The organism is Cellvibrio sp. UBA7671 (genome assembly GCA_002483145.1).
GTDB classification, from domain to species: domain Bacteria; phylum Pseudomonadota; class Gammaproteobacteria; order Pseudomonadales; family Cellvibrionaceae; genus Cellvibrio; species Cellvibrio fibrivorans.
Window position 1 is genome coordinate 143,903 of sequence record DLHJ01000003.1, and the last position, 23,915, is coordinate 167,817.

Sequence of the window (23,915 nt, forward strand, 5' to 3'; positions counted from 1 at the left end):
CTCCATTTGGCTTTTGGTTGGTGCAGCACATGGTCGTGTTGCGGTTCGTTCCTCACCAGCAACCTACGGTAAACCGTTATGTTCATCGCTGATCCTTTTATAAAACGCCCGGTCGCCTCCAGCTTGTTGGCGGTCGGCATTGTCCTGCTAGGTTTATTAGCATGGCGCATGCTGCCGGTCGCGCCCTTGCCGCAGGTGGATTTCCCCGCCGTGCAAATCTACGCAGGCTTGCCCGGCGCTAGCCCGGAAAGTATGGCGGCGACGGTTGCGACACCGCTGGAGCGCGCGCTCGGCAGTATTCCCGGCGTGACGGCGATCAACTCCAACTCGACCCAAGGCTCAACCTTTATCTGGGTGGAATTCACCCTCGACCGGGATCTGGATTCCGCCGCGCGCGATGTACAAGCCGCACTGAATGCAGCACGTGGCCAATTGCCTGCAGGTATGCCGGGCAATCCGGGGTATCGCAAAATAAGCCCCTCGCAAGCGCCGATTATGGCGCTCGCGCTCAGCTCGCCTAACCTCTCACCCGCAGCTCTGTATGACTCAGCCGCGACCATACTCGCGCAAAAACTGTCGCAGATTAAAGGCGTCGGCCAAGTGGGAATCGACGGCGCTTCCCTGCCCGCCGTGCGCATCCAACTCAACCCCAATGCCCTCGCCAATTACGGCATCGCCCTGGATGAAGTGCGCAACGCGGTCGCTAACGCCAATGTGATGCGCCCGATTGGCATGCTCGAAGAAAATGACACCCGCTGGCAGGTGCATACCAATGAAAGCCTGCGTTCAGCCAAGGATTACCAAACCCTCGTAATCCGCTACGGCGACGAAGGCGGTGTCGTGCGCCTGCAGGATGTCGCTACCGTTACCGACTCAGTCGAGAACCGCTACACCGATGGTTTCCACAACCAAAGTTCAGCGGTGACCCTGACCGTTAGCCGTCAGACCGGTGCCAATATCGTTGAAACCATCGACGCGATTAACGCTCAACTGCCCGCACTGCGCGCCCTTATGCCCGCCGATACCCAACTCAAAGTAGTAATGGATCGTTCACCCGGCATCCGCGCCACGCTCAAAGAAGCGCAGATCACCTTGGTGCTTTCAGTCTTGTTAGTGGTCGGTGTGGTCTGGGTATTTCTCGGCAGTGCGCGCAGTGCACTTATCCCGAGCCTAGCAATTCCGGTGGCGATTATCGGCGCCTTCGCGGTCATGTATCTCTACGGATTTTCGCTCAACAATTTGTCGCTGATGGCACTGATTGTCGCCGCGGGATTAGTTGTAGACGATGCAATCGTGGTGCTGGAAAACATCAAACGCCATATCGAGCGCGGCCTTTCGCCCTTTCAAGCGGCGATCCAAGGCACGCGCGAAGTGGGCTTTACGCTGCTGGCGATGAATATCACCCTGGTGGTGGTATTTATTTCGATTCTGCTGATGGGCGGCGTGGTGGAAAAACTCTTCCGTGAATTCTCCATCACACTCGCTGCGGCGATGATTATTTCGCTCGCGGTTTCGCTTAGCCTCACCCCCGCGCTCTGTGCTCAGCTGCTAAAAGCTGAGCCTAAAAGAGAACATAAACCCGGTATTTTTGATGACATCAAACAGGGCTATTCCATCGCACTGAGTTGGGCGCTGCGCCATAGCCGTATTGTGTTATTGATTCTCGCGGGCGTCATCGGCCTGAATATTTACCTCTACGTCGCCATTCCCAAAACCATGCTGCCCGAGCAAGACACCGGCCAAATGACCGGCTGGATTCGCGGCGACGACGGCTTCTCGTTTCAATTGATGCAACCGAAAATCCAGCAATTCCGCCAACTGTTATTAGCTGATCCGGCGGTAGAAGATGTGTTCGGCGCAAGTGGTGGCGGCAACGGCGTCAGCAACGCCTGGATGCGCATCAGCCTCAAACCCATGGCCGAACGCGGCGTGTCGGTGCATGAAGTGGTGGACAGATTGCGTCGCCAAATACCGAGTATTCCCGGTGCTATGTTGATGATCGGCCCGGATCAGGACATCCGCCTCAGCTCGCCCTTTAGCCGCAGCGAACAGGAACTCATGTTGCTCGCCGACGATTTAAAACTGTTGCACAAATGGGCCGCAAAAATCACCACGGCGATGGAAAAAATGCCGGAGCTGACCGAGATCGACGGCGTAAAAGAAGAAGGCACCCAGCAAGTCGTACTCACCATTGACCGCGAAGCCGCGCAGCGCTTGGGCGTGAATATGAACGCGGTCGCCAGCATGCTCAACAACTCCTTCTCGCAGCGGCAAGTTTCCACCATGTTCGACGAGATGAATCAATACCGAGTGGTGATGGAACTGGAGCCCGGCTACACCGCAACGCCCGCTGTACTAGAACAACTGCAAGTTATCACTAACGATGGCAAACGCGTTCCGCTCTCGACTTTTTCCAGTTTTAATTACGGATTGGCAGAAGACCGCGTGCGCCACAGCAATCAATTTGCATCCGAGAGCATTGGTTACGGCGTGGCGGAAAATTTCACTGAAGAACAAGCCCGCGCCGCAATCGAAAATAAAATCGCCGAGCTGATGGTTCCTAAAGAAGTCTACCTCGCACCCGCTGGCAGCAGTCGCCCCGGTTGGGGCCCGAGCACACCTGGCATGGCGCAAGATCCGGCGGTATTAATTGCCTGTGTATTGCTTGCGGTCTATTTAATTCTGGGGATTTTGTACGAGAGCACCATTCACCCGCTCACGATTTTATCGACGCTGCCTTCAGCGGGAATCGGCGCATTGCTCGCTTTGCGCTTGAGCGATACACCCTTCAGTTTGATCGCCATGCTCGGTTTATTTTTATTGATCGGCATAGTGATGAAAAACGCAATTTTAATGATTGACTTTGCCTTGGAATTAGAGCGCAAAGAGGGGTTGTCATCGCGTGATTCCATTTTCCAGGCCGCTCTCCTGCGCCTGCGCCCGATCATGATGACCAACCTCGCCGGCCTGCTCGGTGCGCTGCCGTTAATTCTCAGCTTTAACGAAGGCTCCGAACTGCGCACCCCACTCGGCATTACAATCATCGGCGGCCTCGCTGTCAGCCAATTGCTTACCCTATTTACGACGCCGGTGGTGTATTTGTATATGGAGAAGGTGCGGAATTGGGGGCTGGCCATAAGGCACATTTCCGAAACAAAAGAAAAACAAGCATCAACTAGCCATAACCTATAAACACAGTAAAAAGGATACGGATACATATGGGGGCTTTAGCAATTATTTTTGCAATAGATGTACTGATATCCACCTTATGCATTTGGCTTGCAACAAAATTCAGTTTCGTAAACTTAGAAATTAAGCTAGTACCTATAATCGTTTTACTCGCGTCCGCCGTCTCATTAATACCCGTTATTGGTTGGCTAGCAGGATTTTTATTGTTCGTTTACTTATTAATGCAACTATCGCAATGCTCTGTAGTGGATGCACTGTGGGTTGTATTATTCACGAAACTATTTTCATTTGTGGCGATATTAGTCACTACACCTTTGTTCAATACCGCAGTGTAGAAATACATTCCGACCCCGCAATACGTTCTACCCTCTTACGAGCGTAGCGGAAGTTAACAAATATTTACTGCCGTGTCGTACATGACGGGATTTAAGTCTCTAAAAACTAGACTAGAATCCCAGTCGTCGCACACTCTACAAAACTAACAAGCGGCGCTCTTCCACCTCACTAATTAGCCTGACAATCAGCTCGCACCAGACGGGCGAATAAAACCAATAACACTTACTGTCGACGACAAGAGAACACCACCATGAAACTATCAGTTACCCGCTGGTTGCAAGTCTCCAGCCTGCTTGTGCTCAGTTTAGGAATTTCGCAATTATCTCTCGCAGCAGAATTACCTTTACAGGCACAATCAATTCAAGCATATGGACGCGATGCAACCTCTCTCAACGGCGAATGGAAAATCATCGTCGATCCTTACGAAAACGGTTACTACAACTATCGCTACGAACCGTTTGACCAGCAGGAAAATCCGTCCGTTAATGCGTTCTTTACCGATTCAAAACAAAAAACACCCTCGGATCTGATTGAATACGATTTCGATAAAGCAGACACATTGCAAGTGCCCGGTGATTGGAATACCCAAAAAGAAAAGCTCTATTACTATGAAGGGAGCGTTTGGTATCGCAAAAAATTTGATGCGCCTGCTGCAAAAAAAACTGATCGCCAATTTATCTACTTCGGTGCAGTAAACTATCGCGCCGATGTGTATTTAAATGGTAAAAAACTCGGTGTACATATCGGTGGTTTTACGCCTTTCCACTACGAAGTAACCGGAAAATTAAAACCTAAAGACAATTCATTAATTATTAAAGTAGATAACAAACGCCATGCCGATGCCGTACCCACACTCAACACCGATTGGTGGAATTACGGCGGCATTACCCGTGAGGTAAAACTCTTTAATGTCCCGCGCACCTTTATCCGCGATTACAAAATCGCACTCGACTCATTGGAGCAAAAAACCGTAACCGGTTCTGTGTTATTGGATGGTGCCAAAGGCGGCGAGAAAGTCCAATTGCGTTTGCCTGAATTAAATATCAAACAGACACTCACTGCCGATAAAAACGGCAGCGCCAGTTTTTCATTCGCAGTACCCGATGCACAACTCTGGTCACCGGAAACGCCAAAACTCTATTCCGTACAAATCAGCAGCGGCAGCGACAAGCTAACTGACAACATTGGCTTACGCACCATCACCACCCAGGGCAAACAATTATTGTTGAACGGCAAACCGCTTTTCTTGCGCGGCATTTCAGTGCATGAAGAATATTCTGCCGATGGCGGTGGCCGCGTGAGTAATGCCAAAGAAGCGCAAACCTTATTGGGCTGGGCAAAAGAGTTAAATGCAAATTTTGTGCGCCTCGCCCACTATCCACACAACGAAGATATGGTGCGCCTCGCCGACCAAATGGGTTTGTTAGTCTGGTCAGAAATTCCTGTGTACTGGACCATCAACTGGAAAAACGAAGCCACTTACCAAAACGCTGAAGCGCAATTGGCAGCGATGATTGAGCGCGATAAAAACCGCGCCGCCGTGATTATCTGGTCGCTCGCCAATGAAACGCCTGTGTCGGATGTGCGTAACCAGTTCCTCGCGCGCCTTGCAAAAAAAGCGCGCGCATTGGATAACACACGTTTGTTAAGCGCAGCGATGGAAAAACATTACCGCAGCGATAATCCTAACATCGCAGTAGTAGAGGATCCCCTCGCCGATTTGGTCGATATGGTGAGTTTCAACCAATACATCGGCTGGTACGATGGCTTGCCCGAAAAAGCCGATAGGGTGACCTGGGAAATCAGCTACAACAAACCGGTCTTTGTCAGCGAATTTGGCGGTAGCGCAAAACAGGGATTGCACGGCGATGTAAACCAGATTTTTACCGAAGAATTTCAGGAAAACCTCTATCGTAAAACCTTGGGCATGATCGATAAAATCGACGGTTTTGTCGGCACCTCACCCTGGATACTCGCCGACTTCCGCTCACCGCGTCGTCTGCTCGATGGAATCCAGGATGATTACAATCGCAAGGGTATCTATTCCAATGAAGGCGTTAAGAAAAAATCGTTTTTTGTGTTGCAGGAATTTTATAAGCGCAAAGCAGAACAATCGAAAAACGCCGAATAATATGCAACATTAGCCAGTGCATACCGAGTGGATGCACTGGCTTATAATTTTTTACTTATTTTTTAGTGTTGGCTCGCTGCCAATAACGACAAGATATTAACGATAATAATGCGGATAAAAATAATATCGGTGCTGATGGTTCATCGATAGCTGTGCGGGTGATATCCAGTTCCCAACGTGCTTCATCTAACCATAAATTATCGGTAGATGCCGCAATGCCAATACCGAATTGCCCCGTTTTTACTGGATCATAATCACACTCAAACATACCCCAAATAACACAAGTATCTTCGCCGGGAAAATAATCGCGCACGAACTCAAAGCTTTCGTTATCGACATCGGGATACACATGCATTCGCGCACCGAATAGCATCGTATAAAATATCACGAACTCGCTGGTATCCGAGCCCGGCATATCTATATCGCTATCATCAATTATTTCGTGGACACGGACAAACAAGCGCACGCTGTTAACAATATCCGTTTGCGGGTTATAGCCCAGCGCGATCATATCTGTGGAAAAGCCATCATAGCCTTCCCTGATCGCGGCATCTTTGCGTACATCCGTAATTATTAGCGCATGGGATTGAAAAGAAATCAGTGTCAACAACACAGGAAGTATGAAAATTATATTTTTCATCGTAAGCACCATCCTTAACTAAAATCAGCTCTGTAGAATCCACAACAGATTCCGCCCCTTTCTATTGAAATCTTCAATTTATTAATCAAGAAAGTAACCACTCTTTTACACAATCCCGGGAGTAATAAATGCGATCGCACGCACGCTTGGCTGTACCTGTGTCACCCAAAATAACAACGCACGCAAATTATTACAGGGCATTACATCCCATCGTCTAACCAAGCTTTCCACAGGATCAAATAGTTATTAAAATTTATTAATATGTACGCCACAGCCATAAAAACAGACGTTTAATTAATATTTTCACGCAATAATAACGGTGCTCATCACTTTGGTTCTAACAATCCTAACTTACGCCCAAAATACTCTTGCAGTCACTTCGACACACTGATTAGCCGCTGCTATATTTCAACGACCAGCCTGTTAACCACAGAGTTACCCTGCATCAGGGAGTTTTGCGAGAAGGAATAGTTGAAATCAATGACAGCCGAATTTTCATCGGACAACTCAGAGCTTTATCGCCGCGCACTTGCCCAATGGCAGGCGAAAGATTTGCGCGGAGGAAAACCACTGCCCGAACTCAGCGGGCAGCAACAGCTTGAACGCGAACTGCAAATTTACAAAATGGCGCTGGAATTACAGCGCGAAGAACTGCAGGCACTGGAAAAAAACCTCACCGAACTCAGTCAACACCAGCACCATCAATTGGAAGCTTTGCGCACCAGCGCGCGCATATTAGAGGCATCCCAAGCCATCGCCCATGTCGGCGGTGTGGAAATGGATGTGACGACACGCAGTATTTATTGGACCGCCGAAACCTATCGCATCCACGACACCACTCCTGAAGAGTACACCCCTCGCCTCGACGAAGGTTTTTCCATGTATCCACCCGAATCGCGCGAGCGCATTTCGCGAGCCTTGCGCCGCGCCATGGAAACCGGCGAAGTGTTTGATATTGAAGTGGAAAAAATTACCTTCAAAGGTCGCAAAATCGATATCCGCACTACCTGCACTGCGCATATGGAAAATGGCAAGGTCGTGCGGCTGACCGGAATTTATCAAGACATCAGCGAACGCAAACAAGCGGAGCGCCGTCACCATCACCACAATCGCGTTTTGGAAATGCTGCTCGCCAAAGTGGCGCTGCATGACATACTTACAACACTTGCGCTCGATATTGAAACGCTATTACCGGGGAGTTTTTGCAGCATTATGATGCTCGATAGCGAAGAGAAACATTTGCATAACGCTGCGTCGCAAGGTTTACCTGATTATTTTATTCAGGCGATTGATGGCCTGCCGGTTGGAGAAGGGATGGGCGTGTGTGGCAGCGCTGCTTTTTTTGGCCACCGCGTCATCATCGCCGATGTACATAACCACCCTTGGACAAAAAGCTTCAGTGATATTGCGACCCGCGCCAATGTTAACTCCTGCTGGTCACAACCTATCATGTCAGCACAGGGCAAAGTGTTGGGCACCTTTGCGCTCTACCACAGCCACATGCGCAATCCCACTGACGACGAGATCCGTTTAATTGAAAGCGAAGCGCGCCTGACATCACTTGCCATTGAGCAATCGCTCGCCGAGTCGCGTTTGCATCTGGCCGCAAGTGTATTTACTCACGCGAGCGAAGGCATTTTAATTACCGATGCCCAGGGCAACATTATTGAAACCAATGACGTCTTCACTGAAATCACCGGTTATAGCCGCGATGAAGTCATCGGAAAAAACCCCCGCCTGCTGCAGTCCGGTCGCCACAATCAGGAGTTTTATTCATCGCTATGGCGCGATTTGATTAACAAAGGTGATTGGCAGGGAGAGATTTGGAACAAGCGCAAAAACGGTGAAATTTTTGCATCCATGATGACCATTAGCGCCGTGCAAGATATCCATGGTATTGCGCAAAATTATGTGAATTTATTTACCGATATTACTCCCATCAAAGAACACCAACGCCAGCTCGAATACATCGCCCATTACGATGCGTTAACCGGTTTACCCAACCGCGTTTTACTTGCGGACCGGTTAAAACAAGCCATGGCACACAACCATCGCACAAGTGGCTCAGTGGCTGTAGTCTATCTCGACCTGGATGGATTCAAAGCCGTCAACGACCAACACGGCCATGACATGGGCGATCAGCTACTGGTCAATATCGCACATCGTTTAAAAGAAGTTCTGCGTGAAGGCGATACACTCGCGCGCATTGGCGGCGATGAATTTGTGGTGGTGATGGTAGGTTTGGAAAACCCAAACGATTACGAAATTATATTGAATCGCCTGCTGGTTGTTGCTGCCGAACCTGTGATGCTCAACCAACAATTTTTGCGCGTCTCTGCCAGTATTGGCGCAACACTTTATCCACAGGATAACGCCGATGCCGACCAACTCTTGCGTCACGCCGATCAAGCAATGTATATCGCCAAACAAGCGGGCAAAAATTGTTATCACTTATTTGATGTCGCAAAAGATATAGCCACCAAAAATCAACGCGAATCGCTTGAACATATTCGCACCGCGCTCGATAAAAAAGAATTTGTATTGTTCTACCAACCCAAGGTCAATATGCGCACCGGAGAAATTATCGGTGCCGAAGCACTGGTGCGCTGGCAGCACCCCGAGCGCGGCTTATTAGCACCCGCCGCTTTTTTGCCGGTGATCGAAGACCATCCACTCAGTATCGAGCTGGGCGATTGGGTGATCGACGATGCGCTGCGGCAAATCGCTCTGTGGCGCAACTTGGGTATGAATATTCCGGTGAGCGTAAACGTAGGTGCGCAACAATTGCAGCAGGGAAATTTTGCTGCGCGCCTCGCCGCCCAATTGTCCATGCACCCTGAGGTTCCTCCGGATTTTCTGGAATTGGAAATCGTAGAGACGAGCGCGTTGAAAGATATCGCCGAAGTCGCGGAATTAATGCGCTCATGTCGTGCTCTGGGCGTGCACTTTGCGGTGGATGATTTCGGCACTGGCTATTCATCGCTGACCTATTTAAAACGCCTGCCCGCCGAACTGTTAAAAATTGACCAGACATTTATCCGCGATATGCTCGACGACCCGGATGATCTGGAAATTGTGAAAGGTGTAATCGGTTTAGCCAATGCATTCCATCGCAAAGTTATTGCAGAAGGTGTAGAGACTGTCGCCCACGGAGAATTGCTGATCCCACTCGGCTGCGAACTAGCGCAGGGTTACGGCATCGCCCGCCCAATGCCCGCTGCCGACTTACCTCACTGGGCAGCAACATGGAAGCCCGATCCTGCTTGGACAAAGCTGTACCGCTTGGTCTAAATCTCCTCCCAATCTATAACCCTGAGCAGAATTCTCAGATTGTATTATTAACGAGAAATCGTTAATCTTCGTCCATCTTTTTCGTCTAGTAGAGCAATGACAACGATGGCAATCCTCGACCGCAATTTCAACCTTTCCCAACGCATGGTACAAGAGCTGGGGCGCACAATTATTTGTGGTGAATTTCCGGATGACAGTTTGCCGACTGAAGCAGAACTCTGCGATAAATTTGGTGTAAGCCGCAGCGCTGTGCGCGAAGCAGTAAAAATGCTCTCTGCAAAAGGATTGATCTCCAGCAAGCCGCGTCAGGGCATCCGCATTTTGCCAGAAGATCAGTGGAATATTTTTGATCCGGATTTACTGCGCTGGGTATTGGAAAGCAAACCTTCGCTGCTGGTATTAAAAGAATTTTTGCAAGTCCGCATCGCCATCGAACCCGAAGCCGCCGCCCTCGCCGCACGCTACGCCGACCAAACCAAATTAGACAATATTGAAAAAGCCCTCGAAGGTATGCGCAAAGCCGAAGGCAATAGCAAAGAAGATCTGGAAGCCGACATCGCCTTTCACGTCAGCATCCTCTACGCCAGCAACAACCGTTTTTACATCCGCCTGCGCGATTTTATTTCCACCGCCCTGCGTGTCAGTATCAGCCACACCAGCCCCATCAAAGGCAACCACGAAGGCATAGTGGAAGACCACGCAAAAGTTTTCAATGCGATTAAAAACCGCAACCCTGAACGCGCGAAACAATCTATGCTGGCGCTGATCGATGAAGCATTGAATTTTATTGAGGATGCGATTGCGGCGGGGAAATAGGTTTTCGTTCTTTGCAAAACACAAAATTCAAAAGCCAACATTGCTAAACAATGTTGGCTTTTTTGTTTAATCGACCACAGCAATTGCTGGACATTATCTCGTTCCCAAGCTCCGCTTGGTAATGTATACGTTGTCATAATTAAGTCAACGGGTGCACTCACTGAGCAAGCCGCCGCAATGTATAGAGCTGCCAAAAGCGAAGGTTTTTCACTCAGCCCTAATTACCTAATCAGCAATGCAATCTCGTTCGAACAACATGCTATTTACACCATCTTCGCCGGCATGAACAACAGTATAGTTTGAATAAGCTTCGTTATGCTCTACGGATGTGATGAATTCAAGAGAAGTACCACCAGGGGCGATCACAGAAACCTGCCCTTTTTTTGCCAAAGCGATCACTAACGATTCGATTAAAATCCCATAATCCCAAGTCTCAAAATTATATTGAAGCAGATCTTTATTTTCAGTTAAATCCAGATCAGATTTTATCTTGTTGATTAATTTATAGGATGGAAGCTCCTTATTTTTAATATCAAACAAACCTAAATAGCTACCCATATCTTCAGGAGAAATAAACACCACCCAAGATTCGGCAACATAGTAAAAAGAAGGTTTATTTGAGAAAGGTTTTATAGCCACCTTTGTGACTATTTTACTTGGGTATGCAATTTCATCATTACAAGTTCCTTTCGTCTTTAAGGAAGTGCATGAAAACAATAAGAAAGGTAAGAAAATTAAAATTATATATTTCATAAAATCCTAATGCCGGAGATCAACGGTAATTGGTTATAACTTATTTAGCCTTAGATTTCAAAACCCAAAATGGTTAAAGTCAAACCAGTTTCTTCATCTCTTCTGTACCAAATTCAGAAACCACTTTTCTAATCTCATCCAAGTTAGCCTTAGCACATACATACCCGCATGCGATACAGCAAAAGGTTTGCGGACTAACATCAAATGACGACCGCTTCAGCAATGTAAGTTTAAATCTCTGCCCCTTTAGCGAGAGTCTGTTGCGGTGCTCCCAATAGGCATCTGCCTCAAATACACTATTTTCATGGCAATTGGGGCAGGATTGCAGATCAAACTTATCTCTTTGCAGGGAATCTTTTTCGCGTTGAGTCATAAAGTGCATAACTGCCGGAATCCCACCCAGCAGAACCACAAACACTACAATAAAAATGATAACCGTAATCACTGTATCCATATCTCATCCGAATGAACTTAATTATCAGGCAGAATATATAACTCTTTCCAAAGATAAAATAGAGCCTGCACAACCAGGGGGAGTAGAAAACAAAAAAAGCCAACATTGCAAAAACAATGTTGGCTTTTTGATGATTCAACTAACCATCCCTGGCGCTATCAAATTTAATTCAACGTCGGTGTAGTCCAATCCACCCAATCGTTGATATTTGCCGTTGCGTTTGAGCGCGCAGTTAAACCGCCCGTGGTCGCCGATTCTTTTTTCAGGAAGCGGCGGATGTTGGCTTGCATTGGTGCTTTGTGTTCCGGGCGAATAGCGCAGTGAGATCCGTCGGCTACGTTAGAGTGGTAGGTGATGGAACTGGCTGCACCAAGCGCTTTGTAAACTTCTGCACCAGCGAGTGCAGCAGCGTGCGCTGATTTTGGCCCGAGGTTGGCGATGTGTGGATTGTCCATAATGAACAGTCCGCGCGGTGCTACCAGTGCAATAATTTGATGGGTGTCTACCGGTAATCGTTTTGTATCAGCGGTGTAATTGCTGAAGGCATCTCCTAACCAATAGGTTTCACCGTAAGCACTGCTTGGGCTTTGTGCGCCTTCGCCTGGAATGCCGCGCCAGATCGGAACACCACCGCTACCAGATTCAAACGGCATGGTTAACGCGATGCGTTGATCCAACGCGCCGATTGCGAATGCGCCTTTACCGAAACGCGAACAACCTGTTACTCCGATTGCATCGGGCTTCAATATGGTTGCGCCGGATTGTTCCAAGACGTCGATGATACGGCTCACACCCCAACTCCATGCTGCCAATAATCCGGTTGTACTTCTGTTGCCGTAAATCGTGTAGAAGGCACCGGTTTTGTTGGTACGGCTGCCAGACTCGGCGCCGACAACATAAGGATCATAAGTAATGATTGCTACACCTTCTGCCTTAATGGTTGCAGTATCGCCACCAAAACCACCGAGCACAACAACCGCCGGTACCGGGCCGCTCACATTGCTCGGCATTTCTATTCTGGCGCTAAAGCTGGCAGTTTTACCTTGATGCTGAACATTCACGGTAATTTGCGAATTGCTAACGGTGCCGGTTACTGATTCTGGCTTGCCGGGTTTTGTGCCGTAAATTGATGCTTCAACTTGTTTTAACGTTTCCTGACGCTGGCAGCGCCAATCCGCTCTGGAAGTGATGCGTGTACCGTTATATTTTTTAAATGGATCAGGCAGTTTTGCGTTGCTGCTTGCTACGGGCGTATTACCGATTGCGCAATCTGCACCTTCATTTTCTTTGCTGGCAGTACCGGGATTAATTGGCGGAGTCGTTTCCACCAGTTTGCCACCGGTTGATGAATAAATCGCAAATCCTGCGAGCGTTGCATTATCGACCAGCGTAGCCAAATCAATATTCAACTTACCATCAGTCACTTGCACATCTTCCACTCTATAGGTGTAAGCCGCATTCGCGCCGATTAATGAATAAAGATCCACTTGATACATTTCTTGCTGGCCTTCAACTGCCACATTGAACGAGCGACGCCCCACAGTTGTTTGATAAATTTCCGCAAAATGTAATTCGATTGAGTAGGTCGAATTCGTCACCGGAATTTCATAACCGTAAGTACCGTAGCGCTCGCTTTGAAAGAGTGCGCCTTCAGCAACATTGCTGATGCTGCTGGTAGTGCTGTTCGCCGTACCGCCAGTGCTGTATTGGTCTGCCTTATATTGCACCCCGTTGTAATTGACTTGCGCACCACCAGAATTAATTGCAACAACCAATTGCGGCTGTGTCGAAATAATCGAACTGGAACTGGATGAACGCAATGAACTTGAAGATAGGCGCGAACTACTGGTGGAACTCGCGGGCACAATCACACTTGATGATGAACTGGAAATTACCACTGATGATTGACTCGATCTGGATGAGCTAGCGACTGAACTGGGTACAGAACTTTGGCTCGACGGGTTTGTAGTTGCAAGATAATTCATCAGCCAGGTCATCGCCGGGCGGAATGTTCCGTTGTCCTGGATCAGGCCGGTACCCTCGCGCCAGGTTTTTCCAACAACGTAGCCCCACAAGGTAATACCTTTCACTGAAGCGTGGTTATAGAACAACGGGAATTGTTGTTGCATCACCTGCAATTGTTCCTGGTCATTGGTTTTTTCGATGTCATATTCAGAAATATAAATCGGTAAACCCAATGCCGCGATTTGATTCAGTTTGGTTGTGGTTTCTGATAGTGGGCGATCAGCAAGACCGTGGGATTGCGCACCCAATGCATCCACTACACCGGCAGCGATAACAGGTCTGGCGAGCGTGATGAATTTATCGGTATCCCAACTTAACACGTTGTAGTCGTTCAAAATCAAAATCGCGTTAGGGCAATATTGGCGTGCGAGCTGGAAGGATTTAATAATCCAATCATTACCAAATGCATTTTGTGCGTAGGCAGCCGGTGCATGGCCAGGAATCGCTTCATTTACCACATCGATCATTGCGGTGTCCGGATAGCGCGCGCAGTAATCGCGAATCCACTCTTCAATTTCTGCCGCTTGTTCAGATGCACTCAAATTAGTAATCCAGCTTGGAAATTGGCTGCCCCACACAAAGGTATGGGCTTTCACTGGAATATTATGTTCGCGCGCGTAGGCATAAATCCGGTCGAGCGGCGCCCAGTTGTACTGATCGCGCGTGCCTTCAACTGAACCCCATTTGCCTTCGTTTTCCGGCGTAATTTGATTCCAATAATTAATAAAGTCTGGTCTCACCGCACCTGAAGTGGTGATGTTACCAACGAATTTGCGTGTAGTCGGTGCAACAGAAGATCGGCTACTTGAAGTTACTGCAATCGAGCTGGGCGCCACTGAGCTGGGGGCGATTGAACTGGGAGCAACCGAACTTTTTGGCACTGAGCTGGGTGCAACCGAACTGGGAGCAACACTGGATCTTACCGACGACGCAGTACCACCAGCACACACAGTGCCATTGATGGTTGGACGCTCCGCAGTAGCACCGTTTTTATTGCCCTGAAAACCAAAGGATATCGATTGGCCGGCAGCGATATTGCCATTCCAGCCAATATTGGTCGCTGTGTAAGGATTGGAACCGGTGAGGTTAGCATTCCAGGAACTGGTAATCCGGTTAGTGGAATAGCTCCAATTAATGTTCCACCCATTGACCGCTGCACCCGTATCATTTTTGATAGTGATGCTCGCGACAAAGCCAGTGTTCCATTCATTATCAATGGTATAGGTACAGGCAGCTGACGTACCTTGTGCTGTGATTGCCAGCAGAGCGCCCGCCGCAACCAGGGTGCGAGTTCGTTTAAACGCCTGCGTAATATACTCAGGAAAAATATTTATTGTGTGCATTGTCTTAATCTCCGATAAGAGTAGCGATGGAGTGATAGAAATTTTTTAACCAATAGTTGTTGGCATAAAGCTAACAATCGATGTGAGGGTTTGAGCGAACCGGTATTATTGTTATGTGACTAGCGAACCCACAATGAAGGGGTGGAGAGATGCGGACGATATAGAGAAATAAGCTGAAATCTTTTCATTTTTCGCACAACCTCTTATTGCGATGCGAAAAATGAAAGCTCTTGTGCGAAAAATGACAGAGAAGTAAGTGACCAGGCTTATTCTACGAGAGGGGAATATTAAAATATTTTTCGCTAATAAAACTGCTGTAGATTTTTTACTACAGCGGATCTTTTGACTGATATAAGGTTTTGAAGGTTTTTGGCGCGCAACCGTACTCTTGTTTGAACAGCTTATTAAAGTAAGGGACGTTGTTATAACCCACCGCGTAGGCGATTTCAGAGACGTTCACATGGCTGCTCTCAGTCAATAACCGCGCCGCTTCAGTCAAGCGTAACTTATTTAAGTAGGTAGTGAACGTCAGACCCAACTCTTCTTTTAAAATGTCATTAATTTTATTGCGGTTAATATTGAGCGATGCAATGGCTGCATCAAGGCTTAAGTCATGGTTGGTATATTCCGTCGCCATATAACGCAGCAGCGCATCTTTTTCTTTATCCTTTTGCGGCTCAATAAATAATTTCTTGTAGGCCATTAGCGGTTGGTCATCCTTCACCCGCGTGCGAATTTCCCGCGTCAACACTCGCGTATAGCGGCGCAATTGCCACACAAAAAATAGCACCCATAAACACACACAAACAGCAATGGCCGCATAAATAGTGCGCGGCTCGTAACCCGATAACTGGATATCGGTGAGCTTTACATTGGAGAGGGTGTTAGCAGGGCTTTGCAAGGAATTAACCCAGGCGAATCCCATGGATTTATCGAGCCGGTAACCTTTTTCACTGTAGTCAAAGCCGTATTGACTTAACCACCACTGCGGCGTTTCAAGATCATCCAGCGCAATACTGACCTTGGTCCAGCTCTGGGTGCAAGTGACTGCAGTGGAGGATACACGGCGGGTAACGAGATTTTTCAGATCGGTCACCTTGTCGTCAAAACTGAACAGAGTAAACAGGAGCACATTTTTGGGGTCGCAGATAATGTTAAACGACACCCTTTGGTAGCGCGTTAGATCGACCTGCAGCGAGGTTTGGATCGCATCGACAAAATAAATAGAATAGTGGGTATAAGGAAACCGCTGCTCAGGATCAAGGACAAAATCGTACTCGATATTACCGACTTCATTTCTGAGCGATAATTGTGTTTTTCCTTTTGGCTGCTCAGGCTCAACCGATGTTTTCCAAACCAAACCCTGATCGCGCGCGGGAAATAATGACGTTGCCAACTGTGATTTTTTATGGCCGATAGTCAACAAGCATGCCGTCAGGATCACCATCACTAATGAGCCGAGGGCAAAATTCCGGTAAAACGTTATCATTGATGAAAAACCAAGGGGTATCCGGCAAAAAACTGCCGATTATCGTAGATGTCATGGGAAGACATTACGAAGCAATTATTGTAGTTGGGTTAGTTGTTCACTTGTATACATGTAGCAACAGGGATTGTCAAATGAAGGGAAATTCAGGAAAAGATTAATGAGCGGTGAGCTGGCTAATAATTGGGAGGTGGTGTTGTGCACTCCCAAGCAGAGCTTGGGAGTGAGGAAGAGTTGCAAACTGGGAGCGAGGACCAATCGGTTTTTAATTAATCGGCTTTAACTGGAATTTTTGGCAATTGGAATTTAACCATTGGCCTTGTGCAAAATTGGTGTGGTTTGCCAAACCGCAGTGCGCTAAATCCAATACCAGATTACTTTTGCGGTTCGCAAATTTAACCGTGCCATCGCTTAAAAAATCCACCTGCCACTGGGTGTGGATATCGCCACAAGCAGCCAGCTCGACATTGCTGCCGGGCACTATGGATTTATTGGCAATCGCCATGCACAACTTGGCATCTACACTGGACTGAATGTAGTAGTAACCATCTTGTGTATTCACCAATAGCCAGCGTTGGTTCGCGTTGTTGTTCCACTCATTCTGTTCGATATTATTACCCGCTTTTGCAATAGCACCCGCTGAGGTAACTGCTTTACCACTTTGGATACTGGTGATGGCAACTTCTCCCAATGGTTGTACACGCCAGAGTGTGCAGGCCGATTTTTTCTCGATGAATTGTGGCACATCTTCTACGGATTTTTTTCCGCTCACCGCAAGTGCAGGTTCTTTGCAATCGGCAAATTGTAACTCCTGTTTTGATTGTGCATTCTCCAAGGTTAACCAACCTTTATCGTGCGGCACTAATTGCCATTGCTGGCAGAGTTGGTTGTGCCATGGAGCACTATTAAAATCGGCAGATGTGCTGGAAGTACATTGATCTCCGCCCTGCCCCAAAAATAATCCGGCCGCATTTACCAAACGGTAATTACCGTTGGTGGTGTAATCCAGAGTCCAACTCGCCTGCGTGCTGTCGCAATCGGCACTGCTGATTTTTCCATTCACATTGGTTACACATTGCTGATCGGCTTTGCTCACCAATTGCACCTGCGTGCCTTGCACTTTTGTTATCAATGGGCCATTTTCACCTGCAGGCGAAACAACCGGTTTCCCGGCTGCAACTGGTTCGCCAAAATTCGGGGTGCCGTCATCGTTCCAGGTGAATTTTTGCGCACGCAGCGAACGGGTACTGCTGCAGCCTTCCAACTCGCTAGCATTACCGTGATAGATCAACCAATCTTCACTGCCATCGGGCGATTTAAAAAAGCCGTTGTGGCCGGGGCCATAAACACCATTGGCTTTACTGAAAACGGGTTTATCAAATTTATGCCAGGATTCAGGTTTAAGTGGATCACTGCCCGTTAATTCAACCAACCCCAATTTATAATCCGGCGTGTTACAAAAACTCGCGGAATACACCATATAAGTTTTGCCATTGCGTTTGATAATTTCCGGGCCTTCATTTACTTTCATGCCGGAAAATTCCCATTCGTATTGCGGATGGGAAATCATTACCTTCTCGCCCGTTACTGTCCAGGGATTAGACATTTTGGAAATCCAAATGGTCTGCTCGTCTTTTACCCACTGCGACCACAGTAAATATAATTCACCATTATGTTCAAAATAATTGCCGTCGATATTCCAGATATCCGGCATAGGCGAACCTTTGTAAGTGTAAGGCCCAAGCGGATCATCGCCTTGGCTTTCAATCACACTTAAATGTTGTCGATCATAATTTTCGGCGATGCCGGAAGTGTACATCACATACCAGCGATAACCCTTTGGTGTATTCAAGCGATGGAATTCAAATGCCCAAAAATTACAGCAGCGCTCCAATTCGCTTTCTGACCAGATATGGATGGGTGTTGCTGTAGCGAGACCTGCGAGTGTGGGCGATTTGCGCATCACCAACTGCGATGTCCAGGTAGTGGTGGTTAAATAATAATTGCCCTGAAAATATTCCAACCAGGGGTCGGCACCATTGGGGTAGATGGGATTGGTGAAGGTATTGGGATCTGCCGTAATTTTATCGGGTGTTTTACTTGGCTCTTTGGTCGCACAACCGAATAAAATAATGGGCAGTAACAGGCCGGTTAATAATTTTTTCATACTTGTGTTTTCTCTCTCACTGGTTACATCTTTTTTTAATCTTTTGTAGGTTGGTGCGGCCCGCGTAGGGTGAGCCTGCGAACCGCAACATGACCATCTGTAAATTCACACCGAAAACTTATTCAATGCTTTTGATTTGCACGGCGACATGGTCATGTTGCGAATGCATGATCATGTTGCGGTTCGTTCCTCAGCCTACGCGGCCCGCTTTACCTACAGTAAACAATTACTTCAACACCACTACAAAACCGGCGTTTGGTCGCAAGGTAATTGTTTGTGAGGTTTTGCTATTGATCTCCTGCTGCACAAAACTGCGCTCGGTTTCACCGCTGCCAATCAACACCCCTTTTTGATCGCCCGCAAAACTCAAATCCAATGTCAGTGTTTTGCTTTCTGCTTCGGCGTTAATACCAGCGATATACCAAGCTTCATCTGCTCTACGTGCCAGCACCAGATACTTACCTGGATATCCATCAATAAATTTCACATCGTCCCACTCGCGCGGCAATTCGCGCAAAAAATCCTTAACGTAGTCCGGCACTGTCGCCATGCCTTCGGGAATTTCTGCAAAATGTTGGATACCGGAGATCATCAATACCGATTCCGCTAATTCAAATGAGTTTTCCGTTACACGCTTGATATTGGGAATATCGCCAAACGCCATAGGGGTAAAATCCATTGGGTCAAACACATTGCGCGCAAACAGCGCCATGGCAACATGTTTGGCGACCGGGTCTTGATCCGCCTGCGAGAAAGTAGTGAATTCAAACCCTTTGATCGATTCCATGGTCATTAAATTGGGATAAGTGCGCTGCCAGCCGCGCGGCAGAGTTGCACCGTGAAAATTCACCGACAAGTTAAATTCAGCCGCGTCTTTTAAAATATCCACGTAGTAGGCAATCATGGATTGGCCATCGCCGGCAAAGAAATCAATTTTTAAACCTTTAACGCCTATATCACGCAAACGCGTAAAAACGGCTGCTCGCTGTTCGCGGGTTAACAATTCGCTCTTGGGGCTATAGGGCGTTTGGTTCCAATCGCCTGAGGAGTTGAACCACACTAAAATTCCGATATTTTTTTGCGCAGCGTAATCCACCAGCTCTTTTAATTTTTCGTAGCCGATTTTTTTATCCCAATCAGCATCGATCAAGGTGTAATCCCAGTGCATATCCGCGGCGTAATCGATAAATTTTTTCTGTACATCAAAGGTAGTGAAATCGTCTTTTAAAATCGCCCAACTCCATGAGGCATGGCCGGGCTTTATAAAATCATTTTTTAAAGTAATGGCAGGGATTGCCAGATCAGTTCCTAACGTCGATTGCATAATCGTCGGCAAATCACCTATTGCCAAAATACGCCAAGGGGAAATTAATTTATCTGTACCACTTGCCAGCAATCCTCCATTGGTAAACACCTCTGGTGCCTGCGGCGGAGCGACAGTGTATGCGCCATTGGCAGATTCATGAGATAACCGCGATGCGTGCCAGCTGCCATCCATTCCTGTTTCAGAGACTAACACCCAATTATTATTGGTATTAAATAAACCGGGAAAAGCCCAACCCGCACCCAAAGTAGATGGAGTGCCGACGGGAATATCCATTTGATAATGCTCTTCGTAAGAAGGATTGGTATTGCTCCAACCAGTTTGCGCTACCGACATAGGTTGCAACCAAGCTTTTGCGGTTGGTGCAAAATGGAAGCCGGTGGTTTCTTTTACAAATTGTTTTTGTGCAATCACAGGATCGGTCACTGCATAGCGAAAGGCGACACCGTCATTGGAAACACGGAAGGTGACCTGTAATTTTTGTTGCTGTGCATTTTCAATAACAAAGGTTTGCTCATTGGCGCTGTAGGCAATCTTGCTCTTTTTGCCCACACGCATGCTGTACTCATCAGTTACGGGAGCAACTGGCGATTGGGATTCAATAGCAACACCCTGGGTAAAATCAGCAGCGGTTAATTGCAACCCTAAATCCGATTCGAGAATAACCGGCTGTGCTGCGCGATCAATTGAATAGGCAAGTGCACTTTGCTTTGTAACAAACACTTTCACGTGCAATTGTTTATCGGGGCTGGTAAGCAAATCAGGCGCGGGCTTGCTGCACCCGGCTAATACGCACACACTGAAGATGACCAAATAACTGCCTATTTTTTTCATTTTTACCTCGTTTTATTAAAGTCCATTAAAAAACTACAGCGCATTACATGCGCTGTAGCTTCTCTGATACAAAAAATCTATTTCAGTCGAGTCAAACTAAATTGCTGGTTCGTTGCACCAGTTGCAGTCCATTGAATAATTTGCGCTCCGTTAGCTGTGTTTAAATTCAACACATCGAGCGGCAAATTACTCAATTGCGATTTCACCGTGTAATAACCACTGTTGCTGGTCAGGCTCCATTTTTGTCCTGCCCCGCCCCAATAGTCCCACTGGGCGATATTCGCACCGGCGGCAGTGGAATTGTTATACACATCCAAACTTTTCAAACTCGCAGCATTAATCACACTGTAATAACCAGTACCTTGGTTGATCAGATACCACTGTTGCGCGCGATAACTATTCCAGGTTTCTTGCTGAATCATCGCGCCGTTTGCGCTGGATTTAGCCGCAGGCAATAAATCCTTACCGCTATGCCGTGCAGTGATCCGATACAAACCATCGCTTACACCACCGCAACTCGCCACCGAAAAATTGCGCGTTAATGTGGGCCAGCCATTGCTATAAGTCATTTTTAAAATATCGAGCTTGGCTGCACCGTTATCATTTAAATCGTAGTAGTGCGTAGAAACATAATTACAGCCGTCTTGTTTCAACACACCAATATGGCCGGGGCCTTTGTATTTGCCATCGGTATTGGGCAGCAGTGTGCGCACATCGGTGTAAGGGCCGGTGATGGACGTTGAGCGCGCCACTTGCACGTAATAGGTGCTGCTTGCACCGTTACAGCAAGCCCCGCGATTGATAAACAAATAATAATAATCGCCGTTGCGTGAAATATAGGGCGCTTCAATATCGGCATGGTTGCCGCCATAAATTTTGGTCACGCTGCCATTTAATTTGCCGCTGCTTTGATTTATTTCTGCGATACCTATCCCGCCAAAAAAGGAGCCGTAACTCATGTACACCTTGCCATCGTGGTCGCGGTAAAGCGCAGGGTCGATGGCATTAATCTCGGAGCTGCCGCCCCAGGATTCGACCACAATGCCCAAATCCGTCCAGCTGGGTGACGTAAGCGAGGCAGTGCGCGCAACACCAATCGCGGACACTGAAGTCCCAAACGTCGAAACCGAGTAATAGAGGTAGTAGTAGCCGTTCATGTGAATTACATCCGGCGCCCAGAATGATCCACTGAAGTTACTCACCTTGTTGTAAATCCATGACGGATAAGTAGTGAACACCGGGCTGGCGGCGCCCGTCCAAGTGGTGAGGTTGGTCGATGTGGAATACCAAATCCCCGTACCGGTCGTGAAATGGAAGTAAGTACTTCCATCTTTAGTGATAGTGCCGGGGTCGTGCGAGTTGATTAAACCGGAGAGGGTGATAGCTGAAGCGGTGAAGCTCAGCACCCATAGGCCAAGGCCAGCGAGCAAACGTGTAAACATAGTGATCACCTGCAAATTATTGTTATGAAGCGAGGTTGTGTTTGATATTGTCTTAATATTATAAGACAAATAGATTCTACCCAGAAATGGGGGATTAAACCAAGCTTTTTGAGCATATTTACAGTTTGAATAAGGGAAATATAAAACCCGCCCGCTATACCTTTTGTTCGCTAACGCACCGCCACTAAGCCCCCTTCCTTTGTATGATGCAGGCGACTTACGCGTCATGGATTGTTCGACAATAAGCATCCTTACCGGATTAAAAAAAGCACATGTAAATGACGTGCGCTCACCAATCTTTAGCCATTTTTAAAGGAAAACAATATGGACTCTCTTATTAACTTAATCGTCTATCTGGTCGTGTTCGGCCTTATTTGGTGGCTGGTATCCCTGCTGCCATTACCTTCGCCCGTTGCACAAGTGGTAAGGGTGTTGTTCATTATCTTGCTTATCCTGATTGTCCTCTCGGTATTCGGAGTTCTTCCGGGCGGCTACTTACCGCGACTTAGTCTCTAGCTTAGGTCGATAAGCGGCAACAAAAAGCCCCGCCTTTCAGTTGAAAGGCGGGGCTTTTTGTTGCAAAAGTTTAAAGTTTTATTCAGTAAAATATTCACTGACATCAAAGGAAAAGCTACCAGAGATACTCTTATTATCTGATTCATGCAGTAGGAAACTGCCTCTCATTCTAAGTGGCTCAATACGATCAAGACGCAACTCCCCGTGACTGACTGAAATATGCCATTGCGGATCAACATCTAAGCCTGCATTTGCCGGAAGCACTTCTACAGCAGCGCTATCAATTAACATAGGATCATTAAAATCATGTGGAGCCAAATCATACACACCAGACTTCCAAGCACTTTTAATATTTCTAAAATAAAATAAAACTGAATGCTTATTGATGCCTGTACGTAATTGAATGCCGTTGAATACATGGGCATCACTTTCAAGCTGTATATCCCTGCCCTGCGCATCCAAAGACCAAAATTCGAAATGAGACAGATTCCAGTTAAAACAACCGGACTGTGGCACTTGTGCGCCGCCGAGTATCAAACCATTATCGTTAAACGCCGCTACCGACGATACTTTGACCAAGCGCGTGGTAGCAACTAGCTCACTGCCGCAGTGATACTCAACCGTATAGGAACCATCTACCTCACGAAATAGATGATCGTCAGTTACACAATAAAGCTCATTGGCGACCGGCGTATCAAACAACATATTTCTAAACCCGTCCTTTGTTTGCTCAGGGTCAAGAGGAAAAACACATAAGCCTTCTGCAATCTCATTCGATGCTGGCGTAAATAGATACGTATTTACCGAGGTTTCAGTTAAGCGTGTTTCCAGAAACGGTTTTTGTGGATCATCCTGCGCAAAACGATTACGAGCATCCACTTTGGTATAACCTAGCCATAAACCCGCCTCTTGAAAAAATTTGGCTTCGCGAGGGTTAATTTGCTGCCGGATTGCTGTCGCACTACTAGAGGACGCTGTAACGCTTGATGAGGATGTCGTTGCTATCGAGTTAGCCAGAGATGAGCGACTTGAAGAAACCGAAGAACCGGAACCACCACAGGCGGTAATAAAACAGACACAAATAAGTAACGAAATGAATCGTATTGCCATAATAAAATTCCCTATTACTGGTTGTTGTGTAAAACCGCACGGTTGATAGCATCTAGAG

The 23,915-nt window shown here is 47.3% G+C and carries 14 protein-coding genes and 2 pseudogenes; 5 read left to right on the forward strand and 11 right to left on the reverse strand.

Annotation, left to right across the window (positions count from 1 at the left end):
• Window positions 1-78 precede the first annotated feature (78 nt).
• Together B4E62_RS03245 and B4E62_RS03250 are read left to right on the forward strand one after the other, a co-directional pair.
• Window positions 79-3,192, forward strand: a complete 3,114-nt coding sequence (locus tag B4E62_RS03245; protein ID WP_331351043.1) for an efflux RND transporter permease subunit — start codon at window positions 79-81, stop codon at window positions 3,190-3,192.
• Between the two features lie 583 nt (window positions 3,193-3,775).
• Window positions 3,776-5,656 (forward strand): glycoside hydrolase family 2 protein, encoded by a 1,881-nt coding sequence (locus tag B4E62_RS03250; RefSeq protein ID WP_331351044.1) that lies wholly within the window; start codon window positions 3,776-3,778, stop codon window positions 5,654-5,656.
• A 55-nt stretch (window positions 5,657-5,711) separates the two neighbouring features.
• Here the strand turns inward: B4E62_RS03250 and B4E62_RS03255 are convergent, their stop codons facing one another.
• Entirely contained in the window at window positions 5,712-6,296 is a 585-nt protein-coding gene (locus B4E62_RS03255; RefSeq protein WP_331351045.1) for a hypothetical protein, read from the reverse strand.
• A gap of 480 nt (window positions 6,297-6,776) precedes the next feature.
• Here B4E62_RS03255 and B4E62_RS03260 point away from each other — a divergent pair, with 480 nt between their 5' ends.
• Both B4E62_RS03260 and B4E62_RS03265 read left to right on the forward strand, forming a co-directional pair.
• Window positions 6,777-9,587, forward strand: coding sequence for an EAL domain-containing protein (locus B4E62_RS03260; protein ID WP_331351046.1), 2,811 nt, complete (start codon window positions 6,777-6,779; stop codon window positions 9,585-9,587).
• Window positions 9,588-9,683: 96 nt separating this feature from the next.
• On the forward strand, window positions 9,684-10,403 hold the full coding sequence (locus B4E62_RS03265; protein ID WP_310072590.1) for a FadR/GntR family transcriptional regulator: 720 nt from the start codon (window positions 9,684-9,686) through the stop codon (window positions 10,401-10,403).
• A gap of 225 nt (window positions 10,404-10,628) precedes the next feature.
• Here B4E62_RS03265 and B4E62_RS03270 read toward each other — a convergent pair whose 3' ends face one another.
• The 9 genes and pseudogenes from B4E62_RS03270 to B4E62_RS03300 all read right to left on the reverse strand — a co-directional run bounded on the left by B4E62_RS03270 (window position 10,629) and on the right by B4E62_RS03300 (window position 22,231).
• Window positions 10,629-11,156, reverse strand: a complete 528-nt coding sequence (locus B4E62_RS03270) for a hypothetical protein (RefSeq protein WP_331351047.1) — start codon at window positions 11,154-11,156, stop codon at window positions 10,629-10,631.
• Window positions 11,157-11,235: 79 nt separating this feature from the next.
• Complete coding sequence (locus tag B4E62_RS03275) at window positions 11,236-11,610, reverse strand: hypothetical protein (protein ID WP_331351048.1); 375 nt, start codon at window positions 11,608-11,610, stop codon at window positions 11,236-11,238.
• Window positions 11,611-11,774: 164 nt separating this feature from the next.
• Window positions 11,775-13,607: a malectin domain-containing carbohydrate-binding protein gene (locus B4E62_RS21370; RefSeq protein WP_414633249.1), complete on the reverse strand. Its 1,833-nt coding sequence runs from the start codon at window positions 13,605-13,607 to the stop codon at window positions 11,775-11,777.
• Window positions 13,584-14,414 (reverse strand): annotated as a pseudogene (locus B4E62_RS21375) (endo-1,4-beta-xylanase); the annotation flags it as partial. The gene B4E62_RS21370 and the pseudogene B4E62_RS21375, both read right to left, overlap by 24 nt.
• 177 nt (window positions 14,415-14,591) lie before the next feature.
• A pseudogene (locus B4E62_RS21380) lies at window positions 14,592-14,978 on the reverse strand (cellulose binding domain-containing protein); the annotation flags it as partial.
• A 328-nt stretch (window positions 14,979-15,306) separates the two neighbouring features.
• Window positions 15,307-16,467 carry a helix-turn-helix domain-containing protein gene (locus B4E62_RS03285; protein WP_310072596.1) on the reverse strand — a complete coding sequence of 387 codons (1,161 nt, stop codon included), beginning with the start codon at window positions 16,465-16,467 and terminating at the stop codon, window positions 15,307-15,309.
• 262 nt (window positions 16,468-16,729) lie between these two features.
• On the reverse strand, window positions 16,730-18,631 hold the full coding sequence (locus B4E62_RS03290; protein ID WP_331351050.1) for a family 43 glycosylhydrolase: 1,902 nt from the start codon (window positions 18,629-18,631) through the stop codon (window positions 16,730-16,732).
• A 226-nt stretch (window positions 18,632-18,857) separates the two neighbouring features.
• Window positions 18,858-20,789, reverse strand: a complete 1,932-nt coding sequence (locus B4E62_RS03295; protein WP_331351051.1) for a glycoside hydrolase family 97 protein — start codon at window positions 20,787-20,789, stop codon at window positions 18,858-18,860.
• A gap of 77 nt (window positions 20,790-20,866) precedes the next feature.
• Complete coding sequence (locus B4E62_RS03300) at window positions 20,867-22,231, reverse strand: family 43 glycosylhydrolase (RefSeq protein WP_331351052.1); 1,365 nt, start codon at window positions 22,229-22,231, stop codon at window positions 20,867-20,869.
• Between the two features lie 324 nt (window positions 22,232-22,555).
• On the opposite strand from B4E62_RS03300, the gene B4E62_RS03305 reads away from it, so the two are divergent.
• Window positions 22,556-22,747 (forward strand): Thivi_2564 family membrane protein, encoded by a 192-nt coding sequence (locus B4E62_RS03305; RefSeq protein ID WP_331351053.1) that lies wholly within the window; start codon window positions 22,556-22,558, stop codon window positions 22,745-22,747.
• A 78-nt stretch (window positions 22,748-22,825) separates the two neighbouring features.
• Here the strand turns inward: B4E62_RS03305 and B4E62_RS03310 are convergent, their stop codons facing one another.
• The gene (locus B4E62_RS03310; protein WP_331351054.1) at window positions 22,826-23,857 is read right to left on the reverse strand and encodes a hypothetical protein; all 1,032 of its coding nucleotides are present in this window, start codon (window positions 23,855-23,857) and stop codon (window positions 22,826-22,828) included.
• Window positions 23,858-23,915 lie beyond the last annotated feature (58 nt).